Genomic DNA, 24,052 nt, shown 5'->3' on the forward strand with positions numbered 1-24,052 from the left:
GGTTTGGTGCGAGCGACGCGAGCGACACAAAGCGAGTTGCATGGATGCGTTAGCCGCGTTCCGCACCCCGCGTGCACTGTCGCCGCGTTGCCGCTTGCTTCACTGCTTAACCCAATCGACTCACCGTCCACCGCCAAGCCCGAGATTCCGTGACCACCACTTCGACCCCGCCTGTCGCCGTACCCGTGCCGCGCGGCACGCTGATGATTCAGGGCACCACGTCCGATGCCGGCAAGAGCACGCTGGTCGCCGGTCTGTGCCGCCTCGCGCGGCGCGCCGGAGTGCGGGTCGCGCCGTTCAAGCCGCAGAACATGGCGCTCAACAGCGCGGTGACGGTGGACGGCGGCGAGATCGGCCGCGCCCAGGCTTTGCAGGCGATCGCCGCGGGCATTGCCGCGCACACGGATCTGAATCCGGTGCTGCTCAAGCCGACCAGCGACCGCGGCGCGCAAGTGATCATCCATGGCAAGGCGCGCATGAATCTCGACGCGCGGGCGTATCACGACTACAAACCCGTCGCGTTCGAAGCGGTGCTGCAATCGTATGCGCGTCTGCAGGCGGCGTACGAGACGATTTTCGTCGAAGGCGCGGGCAGTCCGGCGGAAATCAATCTGCGTGATCGCGATATCGCCAACATGGGTTTCGCGGAAGCGGTCGATTGTCCGGTCGTGCTGGTCGCGGATATCGACCGCGGTGGTGTGTTCGCCCATCTCACGGGCACGCTCGCGTGCCTGTCGGAGAGCGAGCAGGCGCGGGTGCGCGGGTTCATCATCAACCGTTTTCGCGGCGACGTCAGTTTGCTGAAGCCGGGCTTGGATTGGCTCGAAGCGAAGACCGGCAAGCCGGTGCTCGGCGTCGTGCCGTACCTGCACGGCCTCACGCTCGACGCCGAAGACATGCTGCCGCCCGAGTTGCGCGCGGCGCATAGCGGCGGCGCGGCACGCATGCTACGAGTGGTTGTGCCGGTGCTGCCGCACATCAGCAATCACACGGATTTCGACGCGCTGCGCGCGCATCCGCAGGTCGATTTTCATTACGTGCGTAGCGGCGCACCACCGCCGCCGGCTGATCTGATCATTCTGCCGGGCTCGAAGAACGTGCCCGGCGATCTGGCGTTTTTGCGCGCGCAAGGTTGGGACGCCGTGCTGCAAAAGCATTTGCGTTACGGCGGCCGCGTGATCGGCATTTGCGGCGGCATGCAGATGCTTGGGCGTGAAGTGGCCGATCCGCATGGTGTCGAGAGCGCGCCGGGGACGTCAGCCGGACTCGGCTGGCTCGACTACTCGACCGTGCTCACGCGCGACAAGACGCTCAAGAATGTCACCGGACACCTCGCGTTGCCGGGCTCGCCCGAAGTGGCCGGCTACGAGATTCATATGGGCGAAACGCGCGGCCCCGCGCTCGACAGGCCCGCACTGCGCTTGGGCGATGCGCAGGCGGCGCATCCCGACGGCGCGATTTCCGCCGACGGCCAGATTCTCACGACATACGTCCACGGGTTGTTCGACACGCCGGCCGCCTGTGCCGCTTTGCTCGCATGGGCGGGATTGCGCGATGCCGAGGAAATCGACTATCCGGCGTTGCGCGAGGCGTCGCTGGAACGTCTTGCGGATACGCTTGCGAAGCATCTCGATCTGCCGAAATTGTTTGCGGCGATTGGGTGACTTGGCGTCGGGCGCGGCGGGGTTGTGGGTCGATTAAATCCTATCGAGAAATAATCAAAGCCCGTAGGAAGGTTTTTTGCCTCATATGGTTCGAATAGAGTTCCAATATCGACGGCCGGTTCCAGGCTGTCCCTCTCTCAAGGATCTCGTCATGAACTCGAACCGCTCCGCCGATCTGGCCGCTCTGCTTCTTCGCGTCGCCTTGGGCGTGCTGTATCTCGCTCACAGTCTGCAGAAGATTTTCGTCTTCACGCTGCCCGGCACGGCACAGTTCTTCGTTTCGCTCGGCTTGCCGGGGTGGCTCGGCTATGTGACGGCGTTCGTCGAACTGTTCGGCGGCATCGCGCTGCTGCTCGGCGTGCAGGTCCGCTGGGTCGCGCTGGTGCTGCTGCCGTTCATGCTTGGCGCGATGTCGCAGCATCTGCATAACGGCTGGGGCTTCGCGTCGCCGCATGGCGGCTGGGAGTATCCGGCGTTCTGGGCGGTGACGTTGGCGGTGCAGTCGCTGCTTGGCGGCGGGGCGCTGGCGTTCGGCGGGGCGAGGGCGCCGCGGGCGGTGGCTGCCTGATCGGCCTGGCCCAGTAAGGCCAAACCCAGTCAAAAAAAGCACGCGTCCGGAAGGCCGCGTGCTTTTTTCATGGCGCGGCGCTCGTGGCGCCGGCTTCACGCAATCAATACAACACCATCTGCGTACAGCGAAACAGCGCCATCGTCTTGCCGTTCGGATCGGTGACCGTGGCGTCCCACACCTGCGTGCTGCGCCCAAGATGCACGCCCGTCGCGACCGCGCGGATCGTTCCCTCCGTCGCCGTGCCGAGAAAATTGCTTTTCAGTTCGATGGTCGTGAAATTGCGCGCCGTCTCCGGCAAGTGGGCGAGGCAGGCGTAACCGCAGGCGGTATCGGCGAGACCGATCACGGTGGCGGCGTGCAAAAAGCCATTCGGCGCGAGCAATTCCGTGCGCACGGCCAATTCCGCGGTCAGGACGCCTTCTTCCAGCGACAGCACATGCACGCCCAGCAAGCCGGGCAGCGAGCCTTTCTGGCGTTCGTGGAGACGTTCGACGGTGTATTCCGGGCGCAGTTTGCTCATGAGATTCGGGTCCTCAATGGAAAAATCGGCGGGCACGGCGGCCGATTAGCCGTTTGGGGGCTTCGGCCAACGTGCATTTGTCGATATTATCAACGGCTGGATCAGCAGGTGGCACTGAACCCGGCACGAATCCGGGCACACTTGCGCATGTCAAAGCAACTACGCGGCAAACCGGCTGGCGGCGCCCAGCCTTCTTTCCGGGAGAATTCATGACGGTGATCGTGGTGGCGAATCCGAAGGGCGGCGTGGGTAAAAGCACGCTGTCGACCAATCTGGCCGGCTATTTCGCCGCAGCCGGCGAATGGGTCGCACTGGCGGACCTGGACAAACAGCAGTCCGCGCACGCGTGGCTGTCGTTACGGCCCGACACGCTGCCGGCCATTGAAACCTGGGAAGTCAATCAGGACGCGCCGGCCAAACCGCCCAAAGGGTTGGAGCACGCGGTTATCGACACGCCGGCCGGGCTGCACGGCAATCGTCTGGGTATCGCGCTGGATCTGGCGGACAAGGTGATCGTGCCGCTCCAGCCGTCCATGTTCGATATTCTCGCCACCCAGGAATTCCTCGAACGGCTGGCCAAGGAGAAGGCCGTCAGGAAAGGCGCGATCGAAATCGGCGTGGTCGGCATGCGCGTCGATGCGCGCACCCGCTCGGCGGAACAACTGCATCGTTTCGTCGAGGGTTTGAAGTTGCCGGTGCTGGGTTTTTTGCGCGACACGCAGAATTACGTGCAACTGGCGGCCCACGGGCTGACCCTGTGGGACGTCGCGAAAAGCCGTGTGGAGAAGGATCTGGAGCAGTGGCAGCCGATCCTCGAATGGACTAACGGGAGCGGCAAGAAAGGATGAAGCGGGCAGACGGGCCGCGGCGCCCGCTACACCGTAATGCAGCCCACGTTATAAGTATTTGGTCGCCTCGCGAAGGGCGTGCGCTGGTGATCTACGGGGGCTCAAGTCCAGACTGAAGTTTGACGCCCACGCCTTAACCCGGCCAAAAAGAAGCGTTCAGCGCCGCGACCAGACGAGGGCTCAAGCGAACTACAAGGCGTTCAGGTCCAGTTCTGCGTCGGCACGTGATCGCGGCTGCCCTTGATCTTGTTGTTGTCGTCTACGAATACCAGGTCCGGCTTCCAGCCGGCCTTCAGTTCCGCTTCATCCACCACCGCGAACGCCGCGATGATCACCAGATCGCCCAACTGCGCGCGCCGCGCGGCGGAACCGTTCAGCGAAATCATGCCGCTGCCGCGCTCGCCCTTGATCGCGTAGGTCGAGAAACGCTCGCCGTTGTTGATATTCCAGATGTCGATCCGCTCGTTTTCGACGATATTCGCCGCTTCCAGCAAGTCTTCGTCGATCGCGCACGAGCCTTCGTAGTGCAGCTCGCAGTGCGTGACCGCGACGCGGTGGATCTTCGACTTCAGCATGTTGCGTTGCATGACCAATCCTGTGTGATTTCTTATTCGTGTCTACGCTATCTGAGACGACTTCAGATTTCGAGGTTGTCGATAAGACGCGTGGCGCCGAGCTTGGCGGCCGCCAGTACGACCAGTTCAGCGTTCGCGTCTTGCGGACCCGGCGGCAGCAGATTCGAGCGCTTGCGCACCGCGATGTAATCCGGCTGCCAGCCGCGCGCGGCCAAGGCCGCCATCGCCGCCTGTTCGACCTTCGCGAAGTCGCGCTCGCCGGAAAGCACGGCGTCGCGCACGCGATTCAATTCAGCGGCCAGCTTCGGCGCTTCGGCGCGCTCGGCGGCCTGCAGATAGCGATTGCGCGAGCTGAGCGCGAGCCCGTCGGTGTCACGCACGGTTTCGGCGGCGATGATGTCCGTGGGCAGCGCGAACTGGTTGCACATGCGGCGCACGATCATCAACTGCTGGTAATCCTTCTTGCCGAACACGGCGACGCGCGGCTGCACGCACGACATCAGCTTCATCACCACCGTGCACACGCCCTGGAAAAAGCCAGGCCGGAATTCGCCTTCGAGGATATCGCCCAGATCGTGCGGCGGATGCACGCGATACTCCTGCGGTTCCGGATACAGATCCTTTTCCGTCGGCGCGAACAGCACGTAGACGTTTTCCTTCTGGAGCTTTTCGATATCCGCTTCCATGGTGCGCGGGTATTTGTCGAAATCCTCGTTCGGACCGAACTGCAGCCGGTTGACGAAAATACTCGCCACCACCGGATCGCCGTGCTGGCGGGCGAGACGCATCAGCGACAGATGGCCCTCGTGCAGATTGCCCATGGTCGGCACAAAGGCCGTGCGATTCTGGCCGCGCAACTGGTCGCGCAATTCATGGATCGAGCTGATGACTTTCATGATCGGACAGGGATTTCCTCGCGCGGGGCGAGACTGGCTGGACGCAAAACCCTACGGAATCGCGCGGGCCGCCGCCTCACTGGTAATGACAGGTTCGGAGCGCGGGATTGTAGTGGATTTGCGTGGCCGCCGCACCGAAAAGAGGCGGCTTTTCCCATCGGGTTAAATCCTGATATGCGGGATTTCGCCCCGTTCGAGGCCGTCAGGCGGGCAGATAGGCGAGGCGCACATAAATCGGCGCGAAGGGTTCTGCCTGGGTGATTTCGACGAGCGTTTCGCGGCACAGCTCGAGCACGGCGATGAAATTCACCACCACCACCGGCACGCCCTTGCTCGTGTCGAACAGGTCGGAGAACTCGATGAAGCGCGCGTTCTGCAACTGCCGCAGGATCGAGCTCATATGCTCGCGCACCGACAGCTCTTCGCGCGAAATCTTGTGATGCTGAACCAGCTTGGCGCGCTTGATCACGTCGGCCCACGCGGCGCGCAGGTCTTCGCTGTTCACGTCGGGAAAACGCGGCGTGATGCTTTGCTCGATGTAGACCTCGGCGCGCAGGAAATCGCGCCCGAGTTGCGGCAACTGGTCAATACGCTGCGCAGCGAGTTTCATCTGCTCGTATTCGAGCAGGCGCCGCACGAGTTCGGCGCGCGGATCTTCGGCTTCCTCGCCGCTGTCGGCCTTCTTGACCGGCAGCAGCATGCGCGACTTGATCTCGATCAGCATCGCGGCCATGAGCAGATACTCGGACGCGAGTTCGAGATTGGTCTGGCGCAACTGGTCGACGTAGCCGAGGTATTGCACCGTGACGTCCGCCATCGGGATGTCGAGCACGTTGAAGTTCTGCTTGCGGATCAGGTACAGCAACAGATCCAGCGGTCCTTCGAACGTTTCGAGAAAGACTTCGAGCGCGTCCGGCGGAATGTACAGGTCCGTCGGCAGCTTGAAGAGCGGCTCGCCGTACAGGCGTGCAAACGCAATGCCGTCGACGGTGTCCGGGGTCGAATCGGTGGCGGGCGCGGCGAGCGCGGCGTCGGGGGCCGGCGGTGCGCCGTGGGCCTCGTCGGCGTGACTCACGCGCTTAGAAGTTTTGATAGTACGAGTAAGGCGTCTGTTCCACGCGCGAGGCTTTCTGCTCGGCGCGTTCTTCCAGGTCGATCGGCTGTTTGTCCCACAGCAGCGCGCGGCCGCGGCGTTGTTCGGCTTCCAGATTGGGTTTCTGTTGCTTGAGCTGGTTCAGGAACTGGGTGATGTCCGATTGATACATGGCTCGACGTCCGTGGTATGGGAATTGGCGGCTGCCCGGCGCGCATTTGCGTAGCTCGCATCTGGGTTGTTTCGTCGCACGGTGCCGCTGCTATTCCATAATTTTACCGCATGCGCGGCGCGGGGGCGAAAAACCGCGGCATAGCCGGGCGGGCGGCGCATGAAAATAGCTGGAACCCGCGTGGCGCGGCGTGCGTCCAAGGCGGGCGCGTTGGCGGCTGGCGTGCCGCGGACGTTGTTTTAGAGATCTGGCGGCGTCGCGCCGATGTGGTCAAATAGCGTGCTTCGGCCGCCGCGGCGCGCCTGAGCGACAAAATTCATCAACCACGGCCGGAGGTCCTGTTTGGCGGGGTGCGCGATCGACAAGCCGCGGCTGCGGCGCGGCAAGGCCGGTTCCGGGTCTGGGCATCGCACGCCCATGCGGCACTGGCTGCGCACGTGGCTGGCATTTGGCCTCGTCATGCTGACGCTGGCAACCGGCAACGCCCATGCAGCGAAAGCGGCGGCCAGCTACAAGGTCGACATCGAAGCCACGCCGCGCTCGCTGCGCAAGCTGTTGGAAGCGCATCTGGATATCGCGCGTTTCGCCAAACGCCCCGACATCAGCGACGACCAGTTCGAGTTTCTGATCACCGCCACGCCCCAGCAAGTGCGAGATCTGGCTTCCACACAGGGCTATTTCACGCCGATCGTGCGCACGGATGTGCGTACCGTCGACGACGCGAAGCACGTCACGGTGAGCGTCGATCCCGGTCCGCAGACCGTCGTCTCATCGGTTTCGCTGTCGTTTCGCGGGCCGGTGCTGACCGAAGATCCTGAGCAGGAAAACACCGCGCGCTTCGCATTTTCACTGCACGAAGGCGATCCGTTCTCGCAGGGCGATTGGGACGACGCGAAAAACGCGTCGCTCAAGGCCTTGCAGGCGCGTCGCTATCTGGGCGCGAAGGTCTACCACTCGGAGGCACGAGTCGATCCGCGCACGCACGAGGCCAAACTGTCGGTCACCTACGACAGCGGGCCGACCTTCACGATGGGCAAGCTCGACGTATCGGGCACGCGCCGCTATCCGGAACAGATCGTCGAGAACGTGAATCCGATTTCGGTGGGCGATATCTACGACGTTCAGCGCATCACCGAATTGCAGAGGCAGTTGCAGAACACGCCTTACTACGCGAGCGTCGCGATCGACGTGAACAGCGACCCGGCCAAGCCGGTCGAGACGCCGGTGCACGTGAAGGTGTCCGAATATCCGTACAACAGCATTCGAGGCGGCGTCGGCTATTCGACGGACAACGGTCCGCTGGTCCAGGGTTCCTATTCGTATCTCGACACGTTCGGCAAGGCGTGGCCGTTCACCATTCAGGGTCGCGTCGACCAGATCCAGCAATACGGGCAAATCCAGCTCGCCATGCCGCCGGGGCCGCGTGCGTGGACCAATAGCATGCTGGCGTCCTACACCACCACCGACGTATCCGACACGCGTATTTACAGTATCCGCGGCGGCGTGCAGCGGGCCCGGACCTCGCAATTCATCGACTACAACTATTCGCTCCTGTACTACCAGGACCGGCTCGATCAGAACGCGGCGGAGCCGACCACGAGCCGCGCGCTGGTGCCGTCCTGGTCGTGGACCCGGCGCCATACCGACGACCCGTTGTTTCCGCGCAGCGGCAACCTGATTCACGTCGAGGCGGGTTTCGCGGTCAAAGGCGTGCTGACCGACCAGACCTTCATTCGCGGCTACGCGCGCGGTCAGCAGTATCTGCCGATCGGCAAGCAAGACCTCGTGCTGATTCGCGCCGAACTCGGCGGCGTGTTCACGAGCGGCCCGTCGAGCGGCATTCCGGCGTCGCTGCTGTTTCGCGCGGGCGGATCGAATTCGGTGCGCGGCTATGGCTATCAGAGCATCGGTAACAGCGTCGATGGTTCGGTGCTGCCCACCAAGTATCTCGTCACGGGCTCGGCCGAGTACCAGCACTGGTTCAATCACGACTGGGGCGCGGCCGCGTTCTTCGACGTCGGCACCGCCACGGACACATGGGGCGAAAAAGTCTTTTATCCCGGCGTCGGCGTCGGGGCGCGCTGGCGCAGCCCGGTTGGCCCGGTCAACGTCGATCTCGCCTACGGCATTCGCAACAGGAGCGTGCGGCCGTATCTGACGCTGGGCATTGCCTTCTGATGAAAACCTGCTTCCACATGATCCACGCATGACCACCGACGTTTCCACTCAACCTCCCGTGCAGCCTCCCGGCGCTAATCCGCCAGGAGAGCCGCCGGGACAGCAGCCGCCGCCCGGGGCGCCGCCGCCCAGGCGTCGCCTCGGCCGGTTGCTGCTGAAAACGTTCGCGTGGTTGGTGGCCGTGCTGGTGTTGTTGCTCGCGTTGGGGGTGGGGTTGCTGTACGGCGCGCTGACGACCGAGCGCGGCACCGCCTATGCCTGGCAGGCGGCGGTGAAGCTGCTGGGCGGCAAGCTGAGTGGCACGCTGGAGCGAGGGACGCTCGCCAATGGCCTGCAATTGCGGCAAGTACGCTGGCGCAGCCTCGACAGCAGCGGCACCGATATTCAGATCGACCGCGTGGCGGGCCGCTGGGCGTTCGCGCGCGAGCCGTGGCGATTCACGATCGACTATCTGCATATCGGCACAGTGGACGCGCGCATCGGTTCTTCGTCGTCGAGCAGCAGCGGGCCGGTGAAACTGCCGCAGGATTTGCGCTTGCCGATGCAGCTCGACGTCCGCGACGTCCAGGTCGACAAGCTGCTGCTGCATCAGGGCGCGTCGACAACCGAATTCTCGCGCTTCGTCTTCCATGGTCGCAGCGACGGGCGCCATCACGAAGCCGCGATCGAGCGGCTGGATACGCCGTTCGGCGCGGTGACGGCGGCCGCCAAACTCGACGGTGTGCGGCCGTTTCCGTTGAGCGGGGAGATCGGCTATTCGGGGAAGGTGAACGACGAAGCGGTGCAGGTGGGCGGCCATCTGAGCGGCTCGTTGGAGAATCTCATTGCGGAACTCGACGCTAGCGGCATGAAGCTCGCCGGTCATGCGCGGGTCGAGGCTACGCCCTTCGGCGACGTGCCGCTGCAGCGCGCCACGCTGACTTTCGATCACATCAATCCGCAGGCTTTCGCGCCCGGTGCACCGCTGGCCGATCTGGCCGTGCGGGCGGAATTGCAGCCGGTGGGGCAGGGTGCGGCGGGGGAGGTCGTGCTTGGGGCGAGTGGGGCGGCGGGCGCGAGTGTCGCGAGTGCCGCGAGTGCAATAGGCGCTGCGTCCGGGACAGTTGCGGCAAGTGGGGCGAAGGCAGTGAGAAAGCCCGCGAGTTCGGCGAGTGCTGGTAATGCCGCGAACACCGCCAGCGCAGCCGACACCCGCAGCCGCGCGGCCAGCCAAAGTGCCCTCACAAGCGCAAGCCAGGCCGCGAGCGCAGCACAACCGCCCGTGGCGAAAAACGGAAAGAGCAACACCCCACCCGCCGCGACTTTCGCCGTCGCCGGCCATGTTTCGATCGTGAACGCCAAACCCGGCGCGATCGACCAGAACCTGCTGCCGCTAATCGACGCCAACGCGGACGTGCGGCTCGACGCCCAGGCGCAGCGCATCTCGAACCTCGCCGTGCGGATCGTGAAGAACGCTACGCTCACAGGCGGCGGTACGCTATCCGCCAAGCGCGGACAGTTCGATCTGCGCGTCGCCAACCTCGACCTGAACGCGCTGCAAGCGACGGTGCGCCCCACGCAGCTGTCCGGCCCCATCGGTGTGCGCCTGAACGACGATGTGCAGAGCCTCACGCTCGATCTCGCCGACCCGAAAGCGGCGTTGCGCGCCCAGGGCAAGGTGACGTTCGATCCCGCCCGCATGAGCTTCAACGACGTGCGCATCACGTCGGGCAAAGGCCGCATCGATCTGTCCGGGGCGCTCAAGCACGACGCGAATTCCACCTACAACCTGAAAGCGCAACTGACCGATTTCGATCCGTTGACGCTGACTTCGCAGATGCCGTCGCGCAAGCCGGTAGCCGAAGCGGCGCCGGCAGCGAACCAGGCCAGAAACACCAAAACCGCACAGGCCGCAGCCGCGCAAGTGGGCAGCACGGCCGGCGCAAAGTCCGCGGCGCCCGCAGATAAAGCCGCCGCCGCCGTGAAAAACACCGCCAAAGCTGCGGTCAAAACCGAAGTAGTCGACCGCAAAACGTCGCCGCCGAAGAAACGCGGCGCCCCGCCCGCCCGCAAGATCGAAGCGCGCGTGAGCGGCACGCTCACCGCCGCCGGCGTGCTCGGTCCAGTCTTCACAACCAAGGCCGAATTCAAGCTCGGTCCGAGCGTCTACGACGGCCTGCCGCTGACCGGCGGCGGAACGATCCAGTTGGCGGGTTCGCGGATTTTGCCGAGCCGCGCGAACCTCTCGGTGGCGGGCAATCAGGTGGATCTGCAGGGCAGCTTCGGCGCACGCGGCGACCGGCTGAAGTTCCACGTCGACGCCCCGGCGCTGGAACGCCTCGGCTTCGGTCTCGCGGGACTTATCGCGGCCGACGGCGACGTCACCGGCTCGTTCGCGCATCCGAATGTCGTGCTGAACTACAAGGCGGACAGCGTGGTGTTCAGCAGCAACCACATCGGCCATGCGGAAGGGCACGCCGAATTGCGCGACGGCGCGAACGGCGCGCTCGTCTTCACCACCGACGCGCGCAATGTCAGCGCGGGCGGCGTCGATCTGAGCACGCTCACGGCGCGTCTGTCCGGCACGCGCGCCAATCACACGCTCGAGGCCGCGGCCACCGGCAAGTTGCAGGAGCGTCCGCTCGATCTCACGCTCGCCGCCAACGGCAAGCTGACTGAAGCGCGCGACGGCACGCGCTGGGACGGCACCGTCACGCGCTTGCAGAACCGCGGCATGCCGGCGTTGAATCTCGAGTCGCCGCTCGCCGTCAGCGCCGGGCCGGACCGCCTGACGCTGGGCACGACGCGGCTGACGCTCGAAGGCGCGGTGTTGAGCCTGAAAACCTTCGTCTTCGACCACGGCAAGGTTCAGTCGGCAGGCAGTCTGACCGGCATCTCGGTCGCGCGGTTGCAAGACTTGCGGCGCGAGATCACGGGCGAGCCGCCGCACGTCAAAACCGATCTCGTGTTCGACGGCGACTGGGACTTCGCGCTCGGCAGCACGGCGACCGGCCACATCCAGTTGCAGCGCCGCAGCGGCGACGTCACGGTTGAAATCGGCCGGGGGCTCGCGTCTCTCGGTATTTCGAGCATCGCCGCGCGCGCTGAGTTCAGCGGCGGCAACCGGCTCAATGCCACCTTGCACGCGCAGGCGAGCCGCATCGGCGTGATCGACGCCGACGCGCACACCACGCTGGTGATGCGCGACGGCTTCCTGGCCCTCAACGAAGACGGCGCACTCACCGGCAATGTGAACGCCAACGTGCCGTCGCTGAAAACGACCGGCGGCCTGTTTGGCCCGAGCTATCTGCTCGACGGCCACCTCGCGCTCAAGCTCGCGCTCGGCGGCACCGTCGCCAAGCCGAACCTGACCGGCTCGCTGCTCGGCGACGGCCTGTCCGCGACCATGGTCGATCAGGGCGTGCAGTTGAAGGACGGCGTGGTGCGCATCGCGCTTTCGCACAATCTGGTCGACTTTCAGCAGGTTGAATTTCACGGCGCAAGCGGCACCTTGCGTGCCACCGGGCGTGTGCGTCTGGACGGCGCGGAGCCTGATCTGACCGCGAGCATCGTCGCGGACAAGCTCGAATTGTTTGCCGCGCCGGATCGTAACTTGTCGCTGTCGGGCAGCGCGAGCGTCGCGAACGCGGGCGCGCAGGGCGGCATGGCGATCAACGGCAAATTCGTGGTCGATCATGCGTTGTTCGACATGCCGGAGCAGTCCGCGCCGAAGCTCGGCGACGACGTCGTGGTGGTGCGCCCGGACGGTTCGGTGGCGGGCGAGCGGCCGCGGCCCGTGCCCGGCACCAACAAGCCGATCGGTCCGTTTGCGCCGCGCGCCAATATCGACATCAGCCTTGGCAACAACTTCCGTTTTCGCGGCCAGGGCGCCGACCTGGGCCTGACCGGCACGATCACGGCGATGAGCGCGCCGGATCTTCCGCTGCGCGCGGTGGGGAACGTGCGCGTCACGCAGGGCTCGACCTACACGGCGTTCGGCCGCAAGCTCAACATCGAGAACGGCTTCTTCACGTTCAACGGGCCGGTGGCCAATCCAGGCATCAATATCCTGGCCATGCGCCGCAATCAGCAGGTCGAGGCGGGCGTGCAGGTCACGGGCACGGTTCAGTTCCCGACGGCGAAGCTGGTGTCCGAGCCGAACGTGCCGGACAACGAAAAGCTCTCGTGGCTGCTGTTCGGCCACGGCACGGATCAGGGTAATAACCTCGGTCAGCAAAGCACCATGACGACGGCGCTCGCGCTGCTCGGCAGCGCGAGCGGCAAGCGGATCGCGCAGACGTTCGGGCTTGACGAATTTTCGGTCGGGCAGAGCGAAGTCGGCTTGACCGATCCGCAAGTGGTGATGGTGTCGAAGGCGATCAACGAGCGGCTCGTGATCGGCTACGAACAGGGGCTGCAGTCGGCGAGCAATGCGATCAAGGCGACGGTCAACCTGACGCGGTACTGGTCAGTCGGGGCTTACGGCGGCACGTTCACCGGCGTCGAACTGTTTTACACCCGGCGCTTCGACCGGATTCGGTGGTGATGGGTTGATCGGCTGCGCTTGAATCTTGGCGCCTGGGGTCAAAAAAAACGGCACGCCTTTTTAGGGCGTGCCGTTTTTTCATGCTTGCTTGCTGCGTGAGACGCCGCGCGCTTCTTACTTCACGCGCATGCCCGGCTTCGCGCCGCTGTGCGGCTCCAGAATGTACAGGCCCGGTTCCGCTTTTTCGTCGGTGGCGGAGGCGGCCAGCACCATGCCTTCGGACAGGCCGAACTTCATCTTGCGCGGCGCGAGATTCGCGACCATCACCGTCAGCTTGCCGACCAGTTGCTCCGGCTGATACGCCGACTTGATGCCCGAAAACACGTTGCGGGTTTTCTCTTCGCCTATGTCGAGCGTAAGCTGCAGCAGCTTGTCCGATCCCTCCACCGCCTTGCACTCGACGATCTTCGCAATGCGCAAATCGATTTTCGCGAAGTCGTCGATCGAGATGGTGCCGGACGTTTCGTCCTTGTCGGCGGCGGCTGCTTTCGCTGCCTTCGACTTGCCTTTGGCATCGGCCGGCGCGGTTGCTTCCGGCGTGGCTTGCAGCGAGTCGCTATTGGCTGCAATCAGCGCGTCGATCTGCTTCGAATCGACGCGCGTCATCAAATGTTTGTACGCGTTGATCGGGCGCGTGGAGCTGAGCGGCACGTTGGCGTCGGCCCATACCAGCGGTTCGATGCCGAGGAAGCCTTCGACCGCTTCGGCGAGCTTCGGCAGCACCGGCTTGAGCGCCAGCGACAGCAGACGGAACGCTTCGATGCTCACGCTGCACGTTTCATGCAACGCGACGCCGTTCGCCGGATCTTTGGCCTGATCCCACGGCTTGGCGGTATCGACGTATGCGTTCACGGCGTCGGCCAGTTCCATGGTCTGACGCAGCGCGCGGTTGTACTCGCGCGCTTCGTAGTTCGCGGCGATTTGCGGCACGGCGGCGCGCAGCGAGGCGAGCAACGGATGCTGCATCGCGCTGTCCTGCACGCGGCCGTCGAAGCGCTTGATCAGGAAGCCGGCGGCGCGGCTCGCGATGTTCACATACTTGCCGACCAGATCGCTGTTCACGCGCGCCTGGAAGTCGTCGAGGTTCAGGTCGAGGTCTTCCATCGTGCTGTTCAGCTTGGCCGCGAAGTAGTAGCGCAGCCATTCCGGATTCAGGCCCGTGTCGATCACGCTCTGCGCGGTGATGAAGGTGCCGCGCGACTTCGACATCTTCGCGCCGTCCACGGTCAGGAAACCGTGCGCGAACACGTTGGTCGGCGTACGGTGGCCCGAAAACTCGAGCATGGCTGGCCAGAACAGCGTGTGGAAATACAGAATGTCTTTGCCGATGAAGTGGTACTGCTCAGCCGTCGAACCCTTGCGAACCCACGCGTCGAAGTCAAGGCCGCGCTTTTCGGCGAGGTTCTTGAAGCTCGCGTAATAGCCGACCGGCGCGTCCAGCCACACGTAGAAATACTTGCCCGGCGCGCCCGGAATCTCGAAGCCGAAATACGGCGCGTCGCGCGAGATGTCCCAGTCGGCGAGCTTGGCTTCGCCGGCGTCGCCGAGCCACTCGCGCATCTTGTTGGTGGCTTCCGGCTGGGCCAGGCCGCCCACCCATGCGCGCAGGAAATTCTCGCAACGCGGATCGGAGAGGCGGAAGAAATAGTGCGTCGACGTCTTGCGAATCGGCGTGGCGCCGGAGACGACCGAGTAGGGATTGATCAGCTCGGTGGGCAGGTAAGTCGAGCCGCATACTTCGCAGCTGTCGCCATACTGGTCTTTGGCGCCGCATTTCGGACATTCGCCCTTGATGAAGCGATCCGGCAGGAACATTTCCTTGACCGGGTCATACGCCTGTTCGATATCGCGCGCGTCGATCAGGCCCGCTTCCTTGAGCGCGACATAGACGTTTTCGCTGAGAACGCGGTTCTCTTCGGAGTCGGTCGAGTAGTAATTGTCGAACGAAATTCCGAAGCTGTCGAAGTCGCGCTTGTGTTCCTGCCAGACGCGGTCGATCAACTGCTTCGGCGTGAGACCTTCCTTCTCCGCGCGCAACATGATAGGCGTGCCGTGCGTGTCGTCGGCGCCCACGTAATAGACCTCGTGTCCGTGCATTCGCAACGTCCGGACCCAGATGTCCGTCTGGATATATTCGACCAGATGGCCAATATGGATTTGCCCGTTCGCATACGGAAGGGCCGACGTGACGAGAATCTGGCGACGGCCTGACGGCGCGCCTGCGGAGAGATCGGTTACGGGTGCTGACATAAGGATGGTGGGAGCCTGCGGTGGGACGAAAGGTTGATTCTAGCAGGGCAGGCGCCCGGCGCGGGGCGGGCCGCCTGGGCGCGGCGTGAGTCGCTGCGGGCCGGACGGTGTGTAAACCGAGCGCCCAAAAAAAAACCGGGGCTATTAACCCCGGAGCAACAACGACAAGAGGAGAATGGTGACGCGGCGGCTTCGCCAGCCACGTACCGTAAAGACAGACAGCGGATTTTCGGCAGAGTTCGAAATTTTTTTCGTTCCCCTGCGAGTTTCTTTTCCGCCGCCTTTCACGGCTTTCCAAAGCATAACGGTCGCCGAAGGTCCAACCCCGGCGACCGGCTTTCTCAATCTCCCTCGGTCTCGTCCTTATTGCGTGGTGTGCTGAGCCGTAGCGCGCAGATAGATTTCCACGCGGCGGTTCGCGGCACGGCCGGCTTCGGTGTTGTTGTCGGCGATCGGCTGGTTCTGGCCCATGCCTTGTGCCGACAGGCGTTGCGGCGCGACGCCACGTTGGCCCAGGTAACCCGTCACGCTTTCCGCACGGTTCACCGACAGCGTCTGGTTGTAGGCCGGCTGGCCCGTGCTGTCCGTATAGCCGATCACTTGTGCGATCAGTTCCGGATTCTGCTGCATGGTTTGCGTCAGTTGATCCAGCACCGGCGCGAACGACGGCTTGACTGCGTAGCTGTTGGTGTCGAACGTGACCGAGCTCGGAATGTTCAGCTTGAGCGAACCGTCCGGCTGTTCGGTGATTTGCGTGCCGGTGCCCTTGGTGGCGCCCGACAGCTTGTTGTGAATGGCTTGCCAGTTGTAGCCGGTGATGCCGCCCACCGCCGCGCCGACGCCCGCGCCGATCGCCGCGCCCTTGCCGCCGCCGAAGATCGCGCCCAGCGCCGCGCCGGTGCCGGCGCCCACACCAGTACCGACAGCCGTGTTCGTGCCCTGTTGGCTCGCGCAGCCGGCCAGCAATGAACCGGCAACCGCGAAGACTGCCAGGCGAGTCATGATTTTTGCATTCATTTTTGATTCCTCTTGAGTGAAGCGAGTCAGGCGAGCAAGGCGCGACCAAACAAATTTATCTGGCGAAGATGACGGCCATGAAGCCGTCGGTTCACCGATACGAAAAGTCTTACGCCCTGTTCAGCCTCGGTCCGACAGTAAAAAAGGGTCTTCCGGCACGCCGTGGCGTCAGCCACTACAATAATGACTGAAGCACGCAGCGATGCGGCCCCCATGGCGTTCCGCCTGCCCGAAGGGTGCCCGGCACGCCTGGTTTTCGCAATGCTGTCTAACAATTTCTTTCAAATTCCGGCGCGTGGCCGAGACTTCGATTCCGCTGCGCCGCAGGTGTTCCCCACGGAGTGTCAATGAGTATCGATCGGGCATTGGTCGACGCTGCCCTCGCAGCCGTCGCTGACCCCAACACCGGCCGGCCGTACGCAGCCGCCAAGAACATCAGGAACGTCGCCGTGCAGGGTGACACGGTCAGCGTCGACGTGGTACTCGGCTATCCGGCCATGCGCCAATTCGACGCGATCCGCGCGCAATTTTCCGATGCGCTGCGCGCCGTGCCAGGCGTGGCGGACGTGCGTGTCCAGCTGTCGCAGCAGATCGCGGCGCACACCGTGCAGCGTGGCGTGAAACTGTTGCCGAACGTTAAGAATATCGTCGCGGTGGCGTCGGGCAAGGGCGGTGTCGGCAAAAGCACGACCGCTGTGAATCTTGCGCTGGCGCTGGCGAGCGAAGGCGCGTCGGTCGGTATTCTCGACGCGGACATCTACGGCCCGTCGCTGCCGATGATGCTCGGCATCGTCGGCCGCCCCGAGTCGCCGGACGAGAAGTCGATGAACCCGATGACCGGCCACGGCCTGCAGGCCAATTCGATCGGCTTTCTGATCGAGCAGGACAACCCGATGGTGTGGCGTGGACCGATGGCGACTTCCGCGTTGGAACAACTGCTGCGGCAGACGAACTGGAACGATCTCGACTACCTGATTGTCGACATGCCGCCGGGCACCGGCGACATTCAGCTCACGCTCTCGCAACGCGTCCCGGTGACGGGTGCGGTGATCGTCACCACGCCGCAAGACATCGCGCTGCTCGACGCGAAGAAGGGCCTCAAGATGTTCGAGAAGGTGGGCATTCCGATTCTCGGCATCGTTGAGAACATGGGTATGCATATCTGCTCGAATTGCGGCCATGAAGAGCATATTTTCGGCGCTGGCGGCGGCGAGCGCATGGGCAAGGAGTACGGCGTCGACGTGCTCGGCAGCCTGCCGCTCGACATCGCGATCCGCGAGCAGGCCGACTCGGGCAAACCGACCGTGGTGGCCGACCCGCAGGGACGTATCGCGGAAATCTATCGGTCGATCGCGCGCAAGGTGGCGATCCATATCGCCGAACGCGCTCGCGACATGACGTCGAAGTTTCCCAATATCGTGGTCCAGAACACCTGAGATAACGCACTGCGCCAGGTTTTTTGCCGCGTGGGAAGTCTCCTTGAGGATCACGCCCTCGGGCGGGCCGGCGTGACGCGCCGGGTTCGAGGGGCCCCGCTTGATCAGCCGTTCAGACAAGGGGCCAAGGCGTCTGTTTTGGCCTGGTCTCGCGGTATCATGTCGACTTCACAAGTTCGGCTCGGCGGCCGCAGGGGCGGCCACCAGGCCGGCAAGAGGATCGCATGGGAAAACGAATCGACGGGCAGGCGGTGCATGCGTTCATCGTCCTGGCTGCCAGCAGTGTGCTGTTATGCGGCTGTAGCGCGTTCCTGAGACCACAGGAAAAACGTGCGGACGCGCAGTTGCTGCCCACCGTGGGCAATCAGGCGCGCGGTCTCGTCACGTTCATCGAGCGCTCGGACGGCGTGCAGGTTACCTACAATCTCGCGGGCATGCAGCCCAATAGCGACCACGCGTTGCAAGTGCACGAGCGCGGCGACTGCAATGCCGCCGACGGTTCCAGCGCCGGCCAGGTGTTTTCGCCGGCCGCGGAGCGTCTGAAATCGGGCGCGCGCGTCGAGGGCGACCTCGGCAATATTCACGCGGACGCGAACGGCGTGGCCACGGGCTTCATCGTTGCACCGGACGTCTCGCTCGACGGCATCCGCTCGGTGTTGCAGCGCGCGGTTCTGCTGCATCACGACGCGACCGATCCCTACGCCTATCCGCAACATGGCGCAGGTCCCGCGCTCGCCTGCGGATTGATTCGTCAGTGAGCGTTGGGGAATCTGCGTGATCAAGGCCCAGGTACAGGCTGCCAGCGTCCGGTCAGGCGGTCTTGAAACAGGTATCGGACCGCTTCTGAAGCTAACCTGCGGCAGCATTCTCACGATCGCGTAAAATGAGCGCCTTTCGTTCGGCTGGCACGCCGGAAGGCCTGTTCTGCCGCATGGGCGGGACGCGCCGAAGGGCAAGCGTAGGGCGCCTGAACGGCACGCCGCCCGGACCGCTTCCGCGAAGTCAGCGCAAAGCAGGCGCGCAGCAAGCCGAAAGTAACCCGGCAGTTACCGGGTTGTTATCCGTCACATCTCTGTCATTCACGTCGAGCAGCGTTCACCTATGACTATCAAATCCGACAAGTGGATCCGGCGCATGGCCGCGTCGCACAACATGATCGAGCCGTTCGCGCCCGATCAGGTTCGCGTCTCCGAAGACGGCCGGAAGATTGTCAGCTACGGCACGTCGAGCTACGGCTACGACATCCGCTGCGCCGACGAATTCAAGATCTTCACGAACATCAACTCGACTATCGTCGATCCGAAGAATTTCGACGAGAAGTCGTTTGTCGACTTCAAGGGCGACGTCTGCATCATCCCGCCGAATTCGTTCGCGCTCGCGCGCACGGTGGAGTACTTCCGCATTCCGCGCAGCGTCCTGACCGTGTGTCTGGGCAAGTCCACGTATGCGCGTTGCGGGATCATCGTCAACGTGACGCCGTTCGAGCCGGAATGGGAAGGGCACGTCACGCTCGAATTCTCGAATACGACACCTTTGCCTGCGAAAATCTACGCGAACGAAGGCGTCGCTCAAGTGCTGTTTTTCGAAAGCGACGAAATTTGTGAAACGTCGTACGCGGATCGCGGCGGCAAATATCAAGGTCAGCACGGCGTCACGTTGCCGAAAACGTGACGTCGGCAGCGCACTGACCCACCAGCTATACCGGGTGACCGCTGCCATTGACAGAATGCAGCGGTCGTTCTTTTTGGAGAATCGCCCATGAAGTTTCGTTTTCCCGTCGTCATCATCGACGAAGATTTCCGCTCCGAGAACATCTCGGGTTCCGGCATCCGCGCTCTGGCCGAAGCCATCGAGAAAGAAGGCGCGGAAGTGCTCGGGTTGACGAGCTACGGCGATCTGACGTCGTTCGCGCAGCAGTCGAGCCGCGCCTCGTGCTTCATCCTCTCGATCGACGACGACGAGTTGCTGCCGTACGTCGATAACGTGGTGGTGGAAGGCGAAACGCCGGAGCTGGCCGCGGCGATCGTCGCGCTGCGGGCGTTCGTGACCGAAGTGCGCCGCCGCAACGCCGACATTCCGATCTTCCTGTACGGCGAAACGCGCACCTCGCGCCACTTGCCGAACGACATTCTGCGCGAACTGCACGGCTTCATCCACATGTTCGAGGACACACCGGAGTTCGTGGCGCGCCACATCATCCGCGAGACCAAGGTGTATCTGGATTCGCTCGCGCCGCCGTTCTTCAAGGAACTGGTGCAGTACGCGGACGAAGGCTCGTACTCGTGGCACTGCCCGGGACACTCGGGCGGCGTTGCATTCCTGAAGAGCCCGCTCGGCCAGATGTTCCACCAGTTCTTCGGTGAGAACATGCTGCGCGCGGACGTGTGCAATGCCGTGGACGAACTCGGCCAGTTGCTCGACCACACGGGACCGGTGGCGGCTTCGGAACGCAACGCGGCACGCATCTTCAGCGCGGATCACGTGTTCTTCGTGACCAACGGCACGTCGACCTCGAACAAGATCGTCTGGCACGGCACGGTCGCGCCGGGCGATATCGTGCTGGTGGACCGCAACTGCCACAAATCGATCCTGCACGCGATCACGATGACCGGTGCGATTCCGGTGTTCCTCACGCCTACGCGCAACAACTTCGGCATCATCGGTCCGATTCCGCGCAGCGAGTTCGAGCCGGAAAACATCAAGAAGAAGATCCTCGCGAATCCGTTCGCCCGCGAAGCGCTCGCGAAGAATCCGGATCTCAAGCCGCGCATTCTGACGATCACGCAAAGCACGTACGACGGTGTGATCTACAACGTCGAGATGATCAAGGAAATGCTCGGCGACTGGCTCGACACGTTGCACTTCGACGAAGCCTGGCTGCCGCACGCGGAATTCCACGAGTTCTATCAGGATATGCACGCGATCGGCGCGGGGCGTCCGCGGATCGGCGCGATGGTGTTCGCCACGCACTCCACGCACAAGCTGCTGGCCGGCATTTCACAGGCTTCGCAGATCGTCGTGCAGGATTCGAAGAACAGCCGCTTCGACAAGCATCGCTTCAATGAAGCGTATCTGATGCACACGTCGACCAGCCCGCAGTACGCGATCATCGCCTCGTGCGATGTGGCCGCGGCCATGATGGAAGCGCCGGGCGGCCCCGCGCTCGTGGAAGAATCAATTGCCGAAGCGCTCGATTTCCGCCGCGCCATGATCAAGGTCGACGCCGAATACGGCGACGACTGGTTCTTCAAGGTGTGGGGCCCGGACCAGTTCGCCGAGGAAGGCATCGGTTCGCGCGAAGACTGGATGCTGCGCCCGAACGACGCGTGGCACGGCTTCGGGCCGCTCGCCGAAAACTTCAACATGCTCGACCCGATCAAGGCGACCATTGTCACGCCGGGTCTGGACATGGGCGGCGGCTTCGGCGAGACGGGCATTCCGGCTGCGATCGTCACGAAGTATCTGGCGGAACACGGCATCATCGTCGAGAAGACCGGGCTGTATTCGTTCTTCATCATGTTCACGATCGGCATTACGAAGGGCCGCTGGAATTCGATGGTTACCGAACTTCAGCAATTCAAGGACGACTACGACAACAACCAGCCGTTGTGGCGCGTGCTGCCCGAGTTCGTCTCGCATCATCCGATGTACGAGCGCATCGGCCTGCGCGATCTGTGCCAGCAGATTCATAGCGTCTACCGCGCGAACGACATCGCCCGATTGACGACGGAGATGTACCTGTCGAGCATGGAACCGGCCATGAAGCCGTCGGATGCCTTCGCCAAGCTCGCGCACCGCGAGATCGACCGCGTGCCTATCGACGAGCTCGAAGGCCGCGTCACGTCGATCCTGTTGACGCCGTATCCGCCGGGTATTCCGCTGCTGATTCCGGGCGAGCGCTTCAACAAGACCATCGTCAACTATTTGCGTTTCGCGCGGGAATTCAACGAGCGCTTTCCGGGGTTCCATACGGATATCCATGGACTTGTCGGCGAAACGATCAATGGGCGCATCGAATACTTCGTCGATTGCGTTCGCGGTTGATGATGTTGCGGGTGACGTCCCTGTTGGCGGCCGGCGTTGGCGTTCGCGGCGCGCGGCGCGCGTTCGGTGCGTTGGCGCTGGCTTCGGCGGCGGTGTTCGGCGCGGCGTCGTTGCCGGCGCATGCCGAGGTTGCCGCGGCCGATCCGATCGATGCGTCGATGCGTACGTGCCTTGCGCGCGGCGACATGTCGTCGACGACGGGGCAAGTGCAGTGCATGGACAATGCGCGGATCGGCTGGAAGACCGCGCTCGATAACGCGTGGCAGCAGCTTCAACAGAAGTTGCCGCCCGCGCGGCGCAAGCAGTGGGAAAAGAGCCAGGCGAGCTGGCAAGCTTCACGCGATGCCGAGAAGCAGTTGCTCGCAGCCGTGTTTGCCACGACGCACGGCTCGATGTACGTGCTTGCCGAAGCTGACATGCAATTGCAGCCGGTGCGTGACCGCGCGCTCGCGCTGCGCAGCGCGCTGGCGAAGGCGAGCGCCGGCGGCGATCCGCCGCGCCGTGTGCGTGCGTGCAGCGCGGACGCACAATGCGAGCATGCGATGTTCGATCTGAACCGCTATTACCGACGTTTGCAGTCGAAGATGCCGGTGCGTACGCGTCCGACGCTGACACGCGCGCAGAGGGCTTGGACCGCATATCTGAATGCTACGACGCCGGTGGTCGATGAGCGTGGTCGTATCGATATCATTGGCGCGCGGGTGGCCACGCTCAAGCGATTGTCGGAGACGGTCGGCAATAGCTGAGCGTTGAGCGCCCGACGATCCGCTTTGGCAGAAGCGATGCTCAATCGAGCATATAGCCTTCTGCTTCTGGGCTTGGCAACTTGATGGCTGGTTCGCCGAGCAGGTCGCGCATTGAGTCCTCGATCACTACGGACATCATGTTGAGCGCGAGGTCGTTGTCGTCGGTGCCGAAAGGCTCTTCGATTTGCGATGCAATGGCTTCGTGCGCCATGAACGTGTACGCCACGAAGACCGCGAAGACGGGCGTGAAGATGCCGATACTGTCCACCAGTCCGAACGGCAGGGACGCGCAGAAGAAATACACCGTGCGGTGAATCATCACCGAATAGGCGAACGGCAGCGGCGTTGAAGCGATGCGCTCGCATCCGCCGATCACATCCGAGATTCCATTCAGATTTCGATCGAAGGCGATGACGGCCATTGGGTCGATCGCGCCTGTTTTGGCGTGGCGTTGCACCCATTCGCCGAGGCAAAGCATCAAGGCAGCCGGTTTGTAGCGCGATGCTACGACGCGGGCGAACAGGGTGGGCGGCAGGCGTTCGGCGAGGTCTGCGGTTGGGTCGCTTTTGCGGAGTTGGTGACGCAGCGCGTGCGGGAGAGCGCTGAGTGCTGCTGTAAATTCTTTGAGGTCTTCTTTTGGCAGCTGTTTTGCCGGCAGGGTGAGCGCCTGGCGGATGAGTGAGCGCGATTCGTTCAGCAGTTGACCCCACAGTTTGCGGGCTTCCCACCAGCGGTCGTAGCTGGCGTTGTTTCTGAAGCCTAGAAATACCGCTAACGCTATGCCTATTAGCGAGAAGGGCGCTGTGGTGTTGAGGTTTAGCGAGATCGGGAGCAGGTGGTCGTGGGCTGCTACTGCGACTATCGAGATGCAGAAGATCAGCGCGAGGCGCGGTAGCAATTGCGGGAGGACGGAGCCTCGCCAGGCTAGCAGCATGCGGAACCAATGGACGTGGGGGCGGATGATCATCTGGTTTTTTTGCCTGCGGCGCTTCGGGGTTTCTATTATCGCTTTTTTGGGCGTTGGGGGATGTTTGGGGTTTGGGCTCTGGGCTTTGGCCTTTCCTTGATTTGTTAGTGGTCCATTAGTGTTGCCCCTGTGCGGGGCGGCACCTACTTTTCTTTGCCGGCCGCAAAGAAAAGTAGGCAAAAGAAAGCGGCTCACACCGCTAGTTCTTAAGCGGGTCCCCCGCACAGTCGCGGTAGTGGTTCATCTGGAATCTGTGCTCTCGCACATTTCGCTTTCGTGACAAGGCGCTCATTCTTCCGGCGGCGCTGCGCGCGCCGTCGTGGTCGTTCTTCAACCAGTCGCTTCGTTTTTTTCTGGCGTTTCTGCTGCGTTGTAGTACTTCGTTCGTGAGCGTGCTTGGGAAATTTCAGAAATCTTGCTGGGGGGCGGCTTTTAGCTCGTGCGGGTGATCACTCGTGAAGCAAGACGTTTAAACTCAATTCGCCGTCAAAACAACGACGGCCAGGCTTGGCGGCCTGCTACCAAACACGCGCCTGCGTTGGCAGGGCGT

General features: G+C 63.3%; 18 protein-coding genes. 10 read left to right on the plus strand and 8 right to left on the minus strand.

Features of this window, described 5'->3' with window-relative positions:
• Nucleotides 1-203: 203 nt before the first annotated feature.
• Nucleotides 204-1,664: a cobyric acid synthase gene (locus B0G81_RS29890; RefSeq protein ID WP_208328620.1), complete on the plus strand. Its 1,461-nt coding sequence runs from the start codon at nt 204-206 to the stop codon at nt 1,662-1,664.
• Between the two features lie 151 nt (nt 1,665-1,815).
• Nucleotides 1,816-2,232, plus strand: coding sequence for a DoxX family protein (locus B0G81_RS29895; protein WP_116119236.1), 417 nt, complete (start codon nt 1,816-1,818; stop codon nt 2,230-2,232).
• A 103-nt stretch (nt 2,233-2,335) separates the two neighbouring features.
• Here the strand turns inward: B0G81_RS29895 and B0G81_RS29900 are convergent, their stop codons facing one another.
• Complete coding sequence (locus B0G81_RS29900) at nt 2,336-2,755, minus strand: PaaI family thioesterase (protein ID WP_106279901.1); 420 nt, start codon at nt 2,753-2,755, stop codon at nt 2,336-2,338.
• Nucleotides 2,756-2,964: 209 nt separating this feature from the next.
• Between B0G81_RS29900 and B0G81_RS29905 the strand changes: the two genes are divergently transcribed.
• Nucleotides 2,965-3,603: a ParA family protein gene (locus B0G81_RS29905; RefSeq protein WP_116119237.1), complete on the plus strand. Its 639-nt coding sequence runs from the start codon at nt 2,965-2,967 to the stop codon at nt 3,601-3,603.
• A gap of 200 nt (nt 3,604-3,803) precedes the next feature.
• Here the strand turns inward: B0G81_RS29905 and panD are convergent, their stop codons facing one another.
• The 4 genes from panD to B0G81_RS29925 form a co-directional block, all read right to left on the minus strand.
• Nucleotides 3,804-4,190, minus strand: coding sequence for an aspartate 1-decarboxylase (panD, locus tag B0G81_RS29910; protein WP_012432059.1), 387 nt, complete (start codon nt 4,188-4,190; stop codon nt 3,804-3,806).
• A 50-nt stretch (nt 4,191-4,240) separates the two neighbouring features.
• Complete coding sequence (gene panC, locus B0G81_RS29915) at nt 4,241-5,074, minus strand: pantoate--beta-alanine ligase (protein WP_116119238.1); 834 nt, start codon at nt 5,072-5,074, stop codon at nt 4,241-4,243.
• Nucleotides 5,075-5,276: 202 nt separating this feature from the next.
• The gene (locus B0G81_RS29920; protein WP_134140376.1) at nt 5,277-6,149 is read right to left on the minus strand and encodes a ScpA family protein; all 873 of its coding nucleotides are present in this window, start codon (nt 6,147-6,149) and stop codon (nt 5,277-5,279) included.
• A 4-nt stretch (nt 6,150-6,153) separates the two neighbouring features.
• Entirely contained in the window at nt 6,154-6,339 is a 186-nt protein-coding gene (locus tag B0G81_RS29925; RefSeq protein WP_007175923.1) for a DUF3460 family protein, read from the minus strand.
• A gap of 342 nt (nt 6,340-6,681) precedes the next feature.
• Between B0G81_RS29925 and B0G81_RS29930 the strand changes: the two genes are divergently transcribed.
• Nucleotides 6,682-8,517 (plus strand): autotransporter assembly complex family protein, encoded by a 1,836-nt coding sequence (locus B0G81_RS29930; RefSeq protein ID WP_134140378.1) that lies wholly within the window; start codon nt 6,682-6,684, stop codon nt 8,515-8,517.
• Between the two features lie 28 nt (nt 8,518-8,545).
• The gene (locus B0G81_RS29935; protein ID WP_134140380.1) at nt 8,546-13,042 is read left to right on the plus strand and encodes a translocation/assembly module TamB domain-containing protein; all 4,497 of its coding nucleotides are present in this window, start codon (nt 8,546-8,548) and stop codon (nt 13,040-13,042) included.
• Between the two features lie 114 nt (nt 13,043-13,156).
• On the opposite strand, the gene metG is transcribed toward B0G81_RS29935, so the two are convergent.
• Both metG and B0G81_RS29945 read right to left on the minus strand, forming a co-directional pair.
• On the minus strand, nt 13,157-15,292 hold the full coding sequence (metG, locus tag B0G81_RS29940; RefSeq protein WP_134140382.1) for a methionine--tRNA ligase: 2,136 nt from the start codon (nt 15,290-15,292) through the stop codon (nt 13,157-13,159).
• A gap of 363 nt (nt 15,293-15,655) precedes the next feature.
• The gene (locus B0G81_RS29945; protein ID WP_106279916.1) at nt 15,656-16,309 is read right to left on the minus strand and encodes an OmpA family protein; all 654 of its coding nucleotides are present in this window, start codon (nt 16,307-16,309) and stop codon (nt 15,656-15,658) included.
• Nucleotides 16,310-16,656: 347 nt separating this feature from the next.
• Between B0G81_RS29945 and apbC the strand changes: the two genes are divergently transcribed.
• The 5 genes from apbC to B0G81_RS29970 all read left to right on the plus strand — a co-directional run bounded on the left by apbC (nt 16,657) and on the right by B0G81_RS29970 (nt 22,535).
• Nucleotides 16,657-17,745, plus strand: coding sequence for an iron-sulfur cluster carrier protein ApbC (gene apbC / locus B0G81_RS29950; protein WP_134140384.1), 1,089 nt, complete (start codon nt 16,657-16,659; stop codon nt 17,743-17,745).
• Between the two features lie 224 nt (nt 17,746-17,969).
• Nucleotides 17,970-18,503: a superoxide dismutase family protein gene (locus B0G81_RS29955; RefSeq protein WP_106279920.1), complete on the plus strand. Its 534-nt coding sequence runs from the start codon at nt 17,970-17,972 to the stop codon at nt 18,501-18,503.
• Nucleotides 18,504-18,846: 343 nt separating this feature from the next.
• Nucleotides 18,847-19,416 (plus strand): dCTP deaminase, encoded by a 570-nt coding sequence (dcd, locus tag B0G81_RS29960; protein WP_012432068.1) that lies wholly within the window; start codon nt 18,847-18,849, stop codon nt 19,414-19,416.
• An 87-nt stretch (nt 19,417-19,503) separates the two neighbouring features.
• A complete protein-coding gene (locus B0G81_RS29965; protein WP_106279922.1) occupies nt 19,504-21,789 on the plus strand; it encodes an arginine/lysine/ornithine decarboxylase in 2,286 nt (761 codons plus the stop codon).
• 2 nt (nt 21,790-21,791) lie between these two features.
• Nucleotides 21,792-22,535, plus strand: a complete 744-nt coding sequence (locus tag B0G81_RS29970) for a lysozyme inhibitor LprI family protein (protein WP_243856802.1) — start codon at nt 21,792-21,794, stop codon at nt 22,533-22,535.
• A gap of 40 nt (nt 22,536-22,575) precedes the next feature.
• Here B0G81_RS29970 and B0G81_RS29975 read toward each other — a convergent pair whose 3' ends face one another.
• Nucleotides 22,576-23,502, minus strand: coding sequence for a bestrophin family ion channel (locus tag B0G81_RS29975; protein WP_134140386.1), 927 nt, complete (start codon nt 23,500-23,502; stop codon nt 22,576-22,578).
• Nucleotides 23,503-24,052: the final 550 nt, after the last annotated feature.

This window comes from Paraburkholderia sp. BL6665CI2N2 (assembly GCF_004366535.1).
Lineage (GTDB): Bacteria > Pseudomonadota > Gammaproteobacteria > Burkholderiales > Burkholderiaceae > Paraburkholderia.

Coding starts and splice junctions, on each gene's coding strand:
- B0G81_RS29890 (WP_208328620.1), top strand. CDS start 204: ATGATTCAGGGCACCACGTCCGATGCCGGCAAGAGCACGCTGGTCGCC.
- B0G81_RS29895 (WP_116119236.1), top strand. CDS start 1,816: ATGAACTCGAACCGCTCCGCCGATCTGGCCGCTCTGCTTCTTCGCGTC.
- B0G81_RS29900 (WP_106279901.1), bottom strand. CDS start 2,755: ATGAGCAAACTGCGCCCGGAATACACCGTCGAACGTCTCCACGAACGC.
- B0G81_RS29905 (WP_116119237.1), top strand. CDS start 2,965: ATGACGGTGATCGTGGTGGCGAATCCGAAGGGCGGCGTGGGTAAAAGC.
- panD (WP_012432059.1), bottom strand. CDS start 4,190: ATGCAACGCAACATGCTGAAGTCGAAGATCCACCGCGTCGCGGTCACG.
- panC (WP_116119238.1), bottom strand. CDS start 5,074: ATGAAAGTCATCAGCTCGATCCATGAATTGCGCGACCAGTTGCGCGGC.
- B0G81_RS29925 (WP_007175923.1), bottom strand. CDS start 6,339: ATGTATCAATCGGACATCACCCAGTTCCTGAACCAGCTCAAGCAACAG.
- B0G81_RS29935 (WP_134140380.1), top strand. CDS start 8,546: ATGACCACCGACGTTTCCACTCAACCTCCCGTGCAGCCTCCCGGCGCT.
- metG (WP_134140382.1), bottom strand. CDS start 15,292: ATGTCAGCACCCGTAACCGATCTCTCCGCAGGCGCGCCGTCAGGCCGT.
- B0G81_RS29945 (WP_106279916.1), bottom strand. CDS start 16,309: ATGAATGCAAAAATCATGACTCGCCTGGCAGTCTTCGCGGTTGCCGGT.
- apbC (WP_134140384.1), top strand. CDS start 16,657: ATGAGTATCGATCGGGCATTGGTCGACGCTGCCCTCGCAGCCGTCGCT.
- B0G81_RS29955 (WP_106279920.1), top strand. CDS start 17,970: ATGGGAAAACGAATCGACGGGCAGGCGGTGCATGCGTTCATCGTCCTG.
- dcd (WP_012432068.1), top strand. CDS start 18,847: ATGACTATCAAATCCGACAAGTGGATCCGGCGCATGGCCGCGTCGCAC.
- B0G81_RS29965 (WP_106279922.1), top strand. CDS start 19,504: ATGAAGTTTCGTTTTCCCGTCGTCATCATCGACGAAGATTTCCGCTCC.
- B0G81_RS29970 (WP_243856802.1), top strand. CDS start 21,792: ATGTTGCGGGTGACGTCCCTGTTGGCGGCCGGCGTTGGCGTTCGCGGC.
- B0G81_RS29975 (WP_134140386.1), bottom strand. CDS start 23,502: ATGATCATCCGCCCCCACGTCCATTGGTTCCGCATGCTGCTAGCCTGG.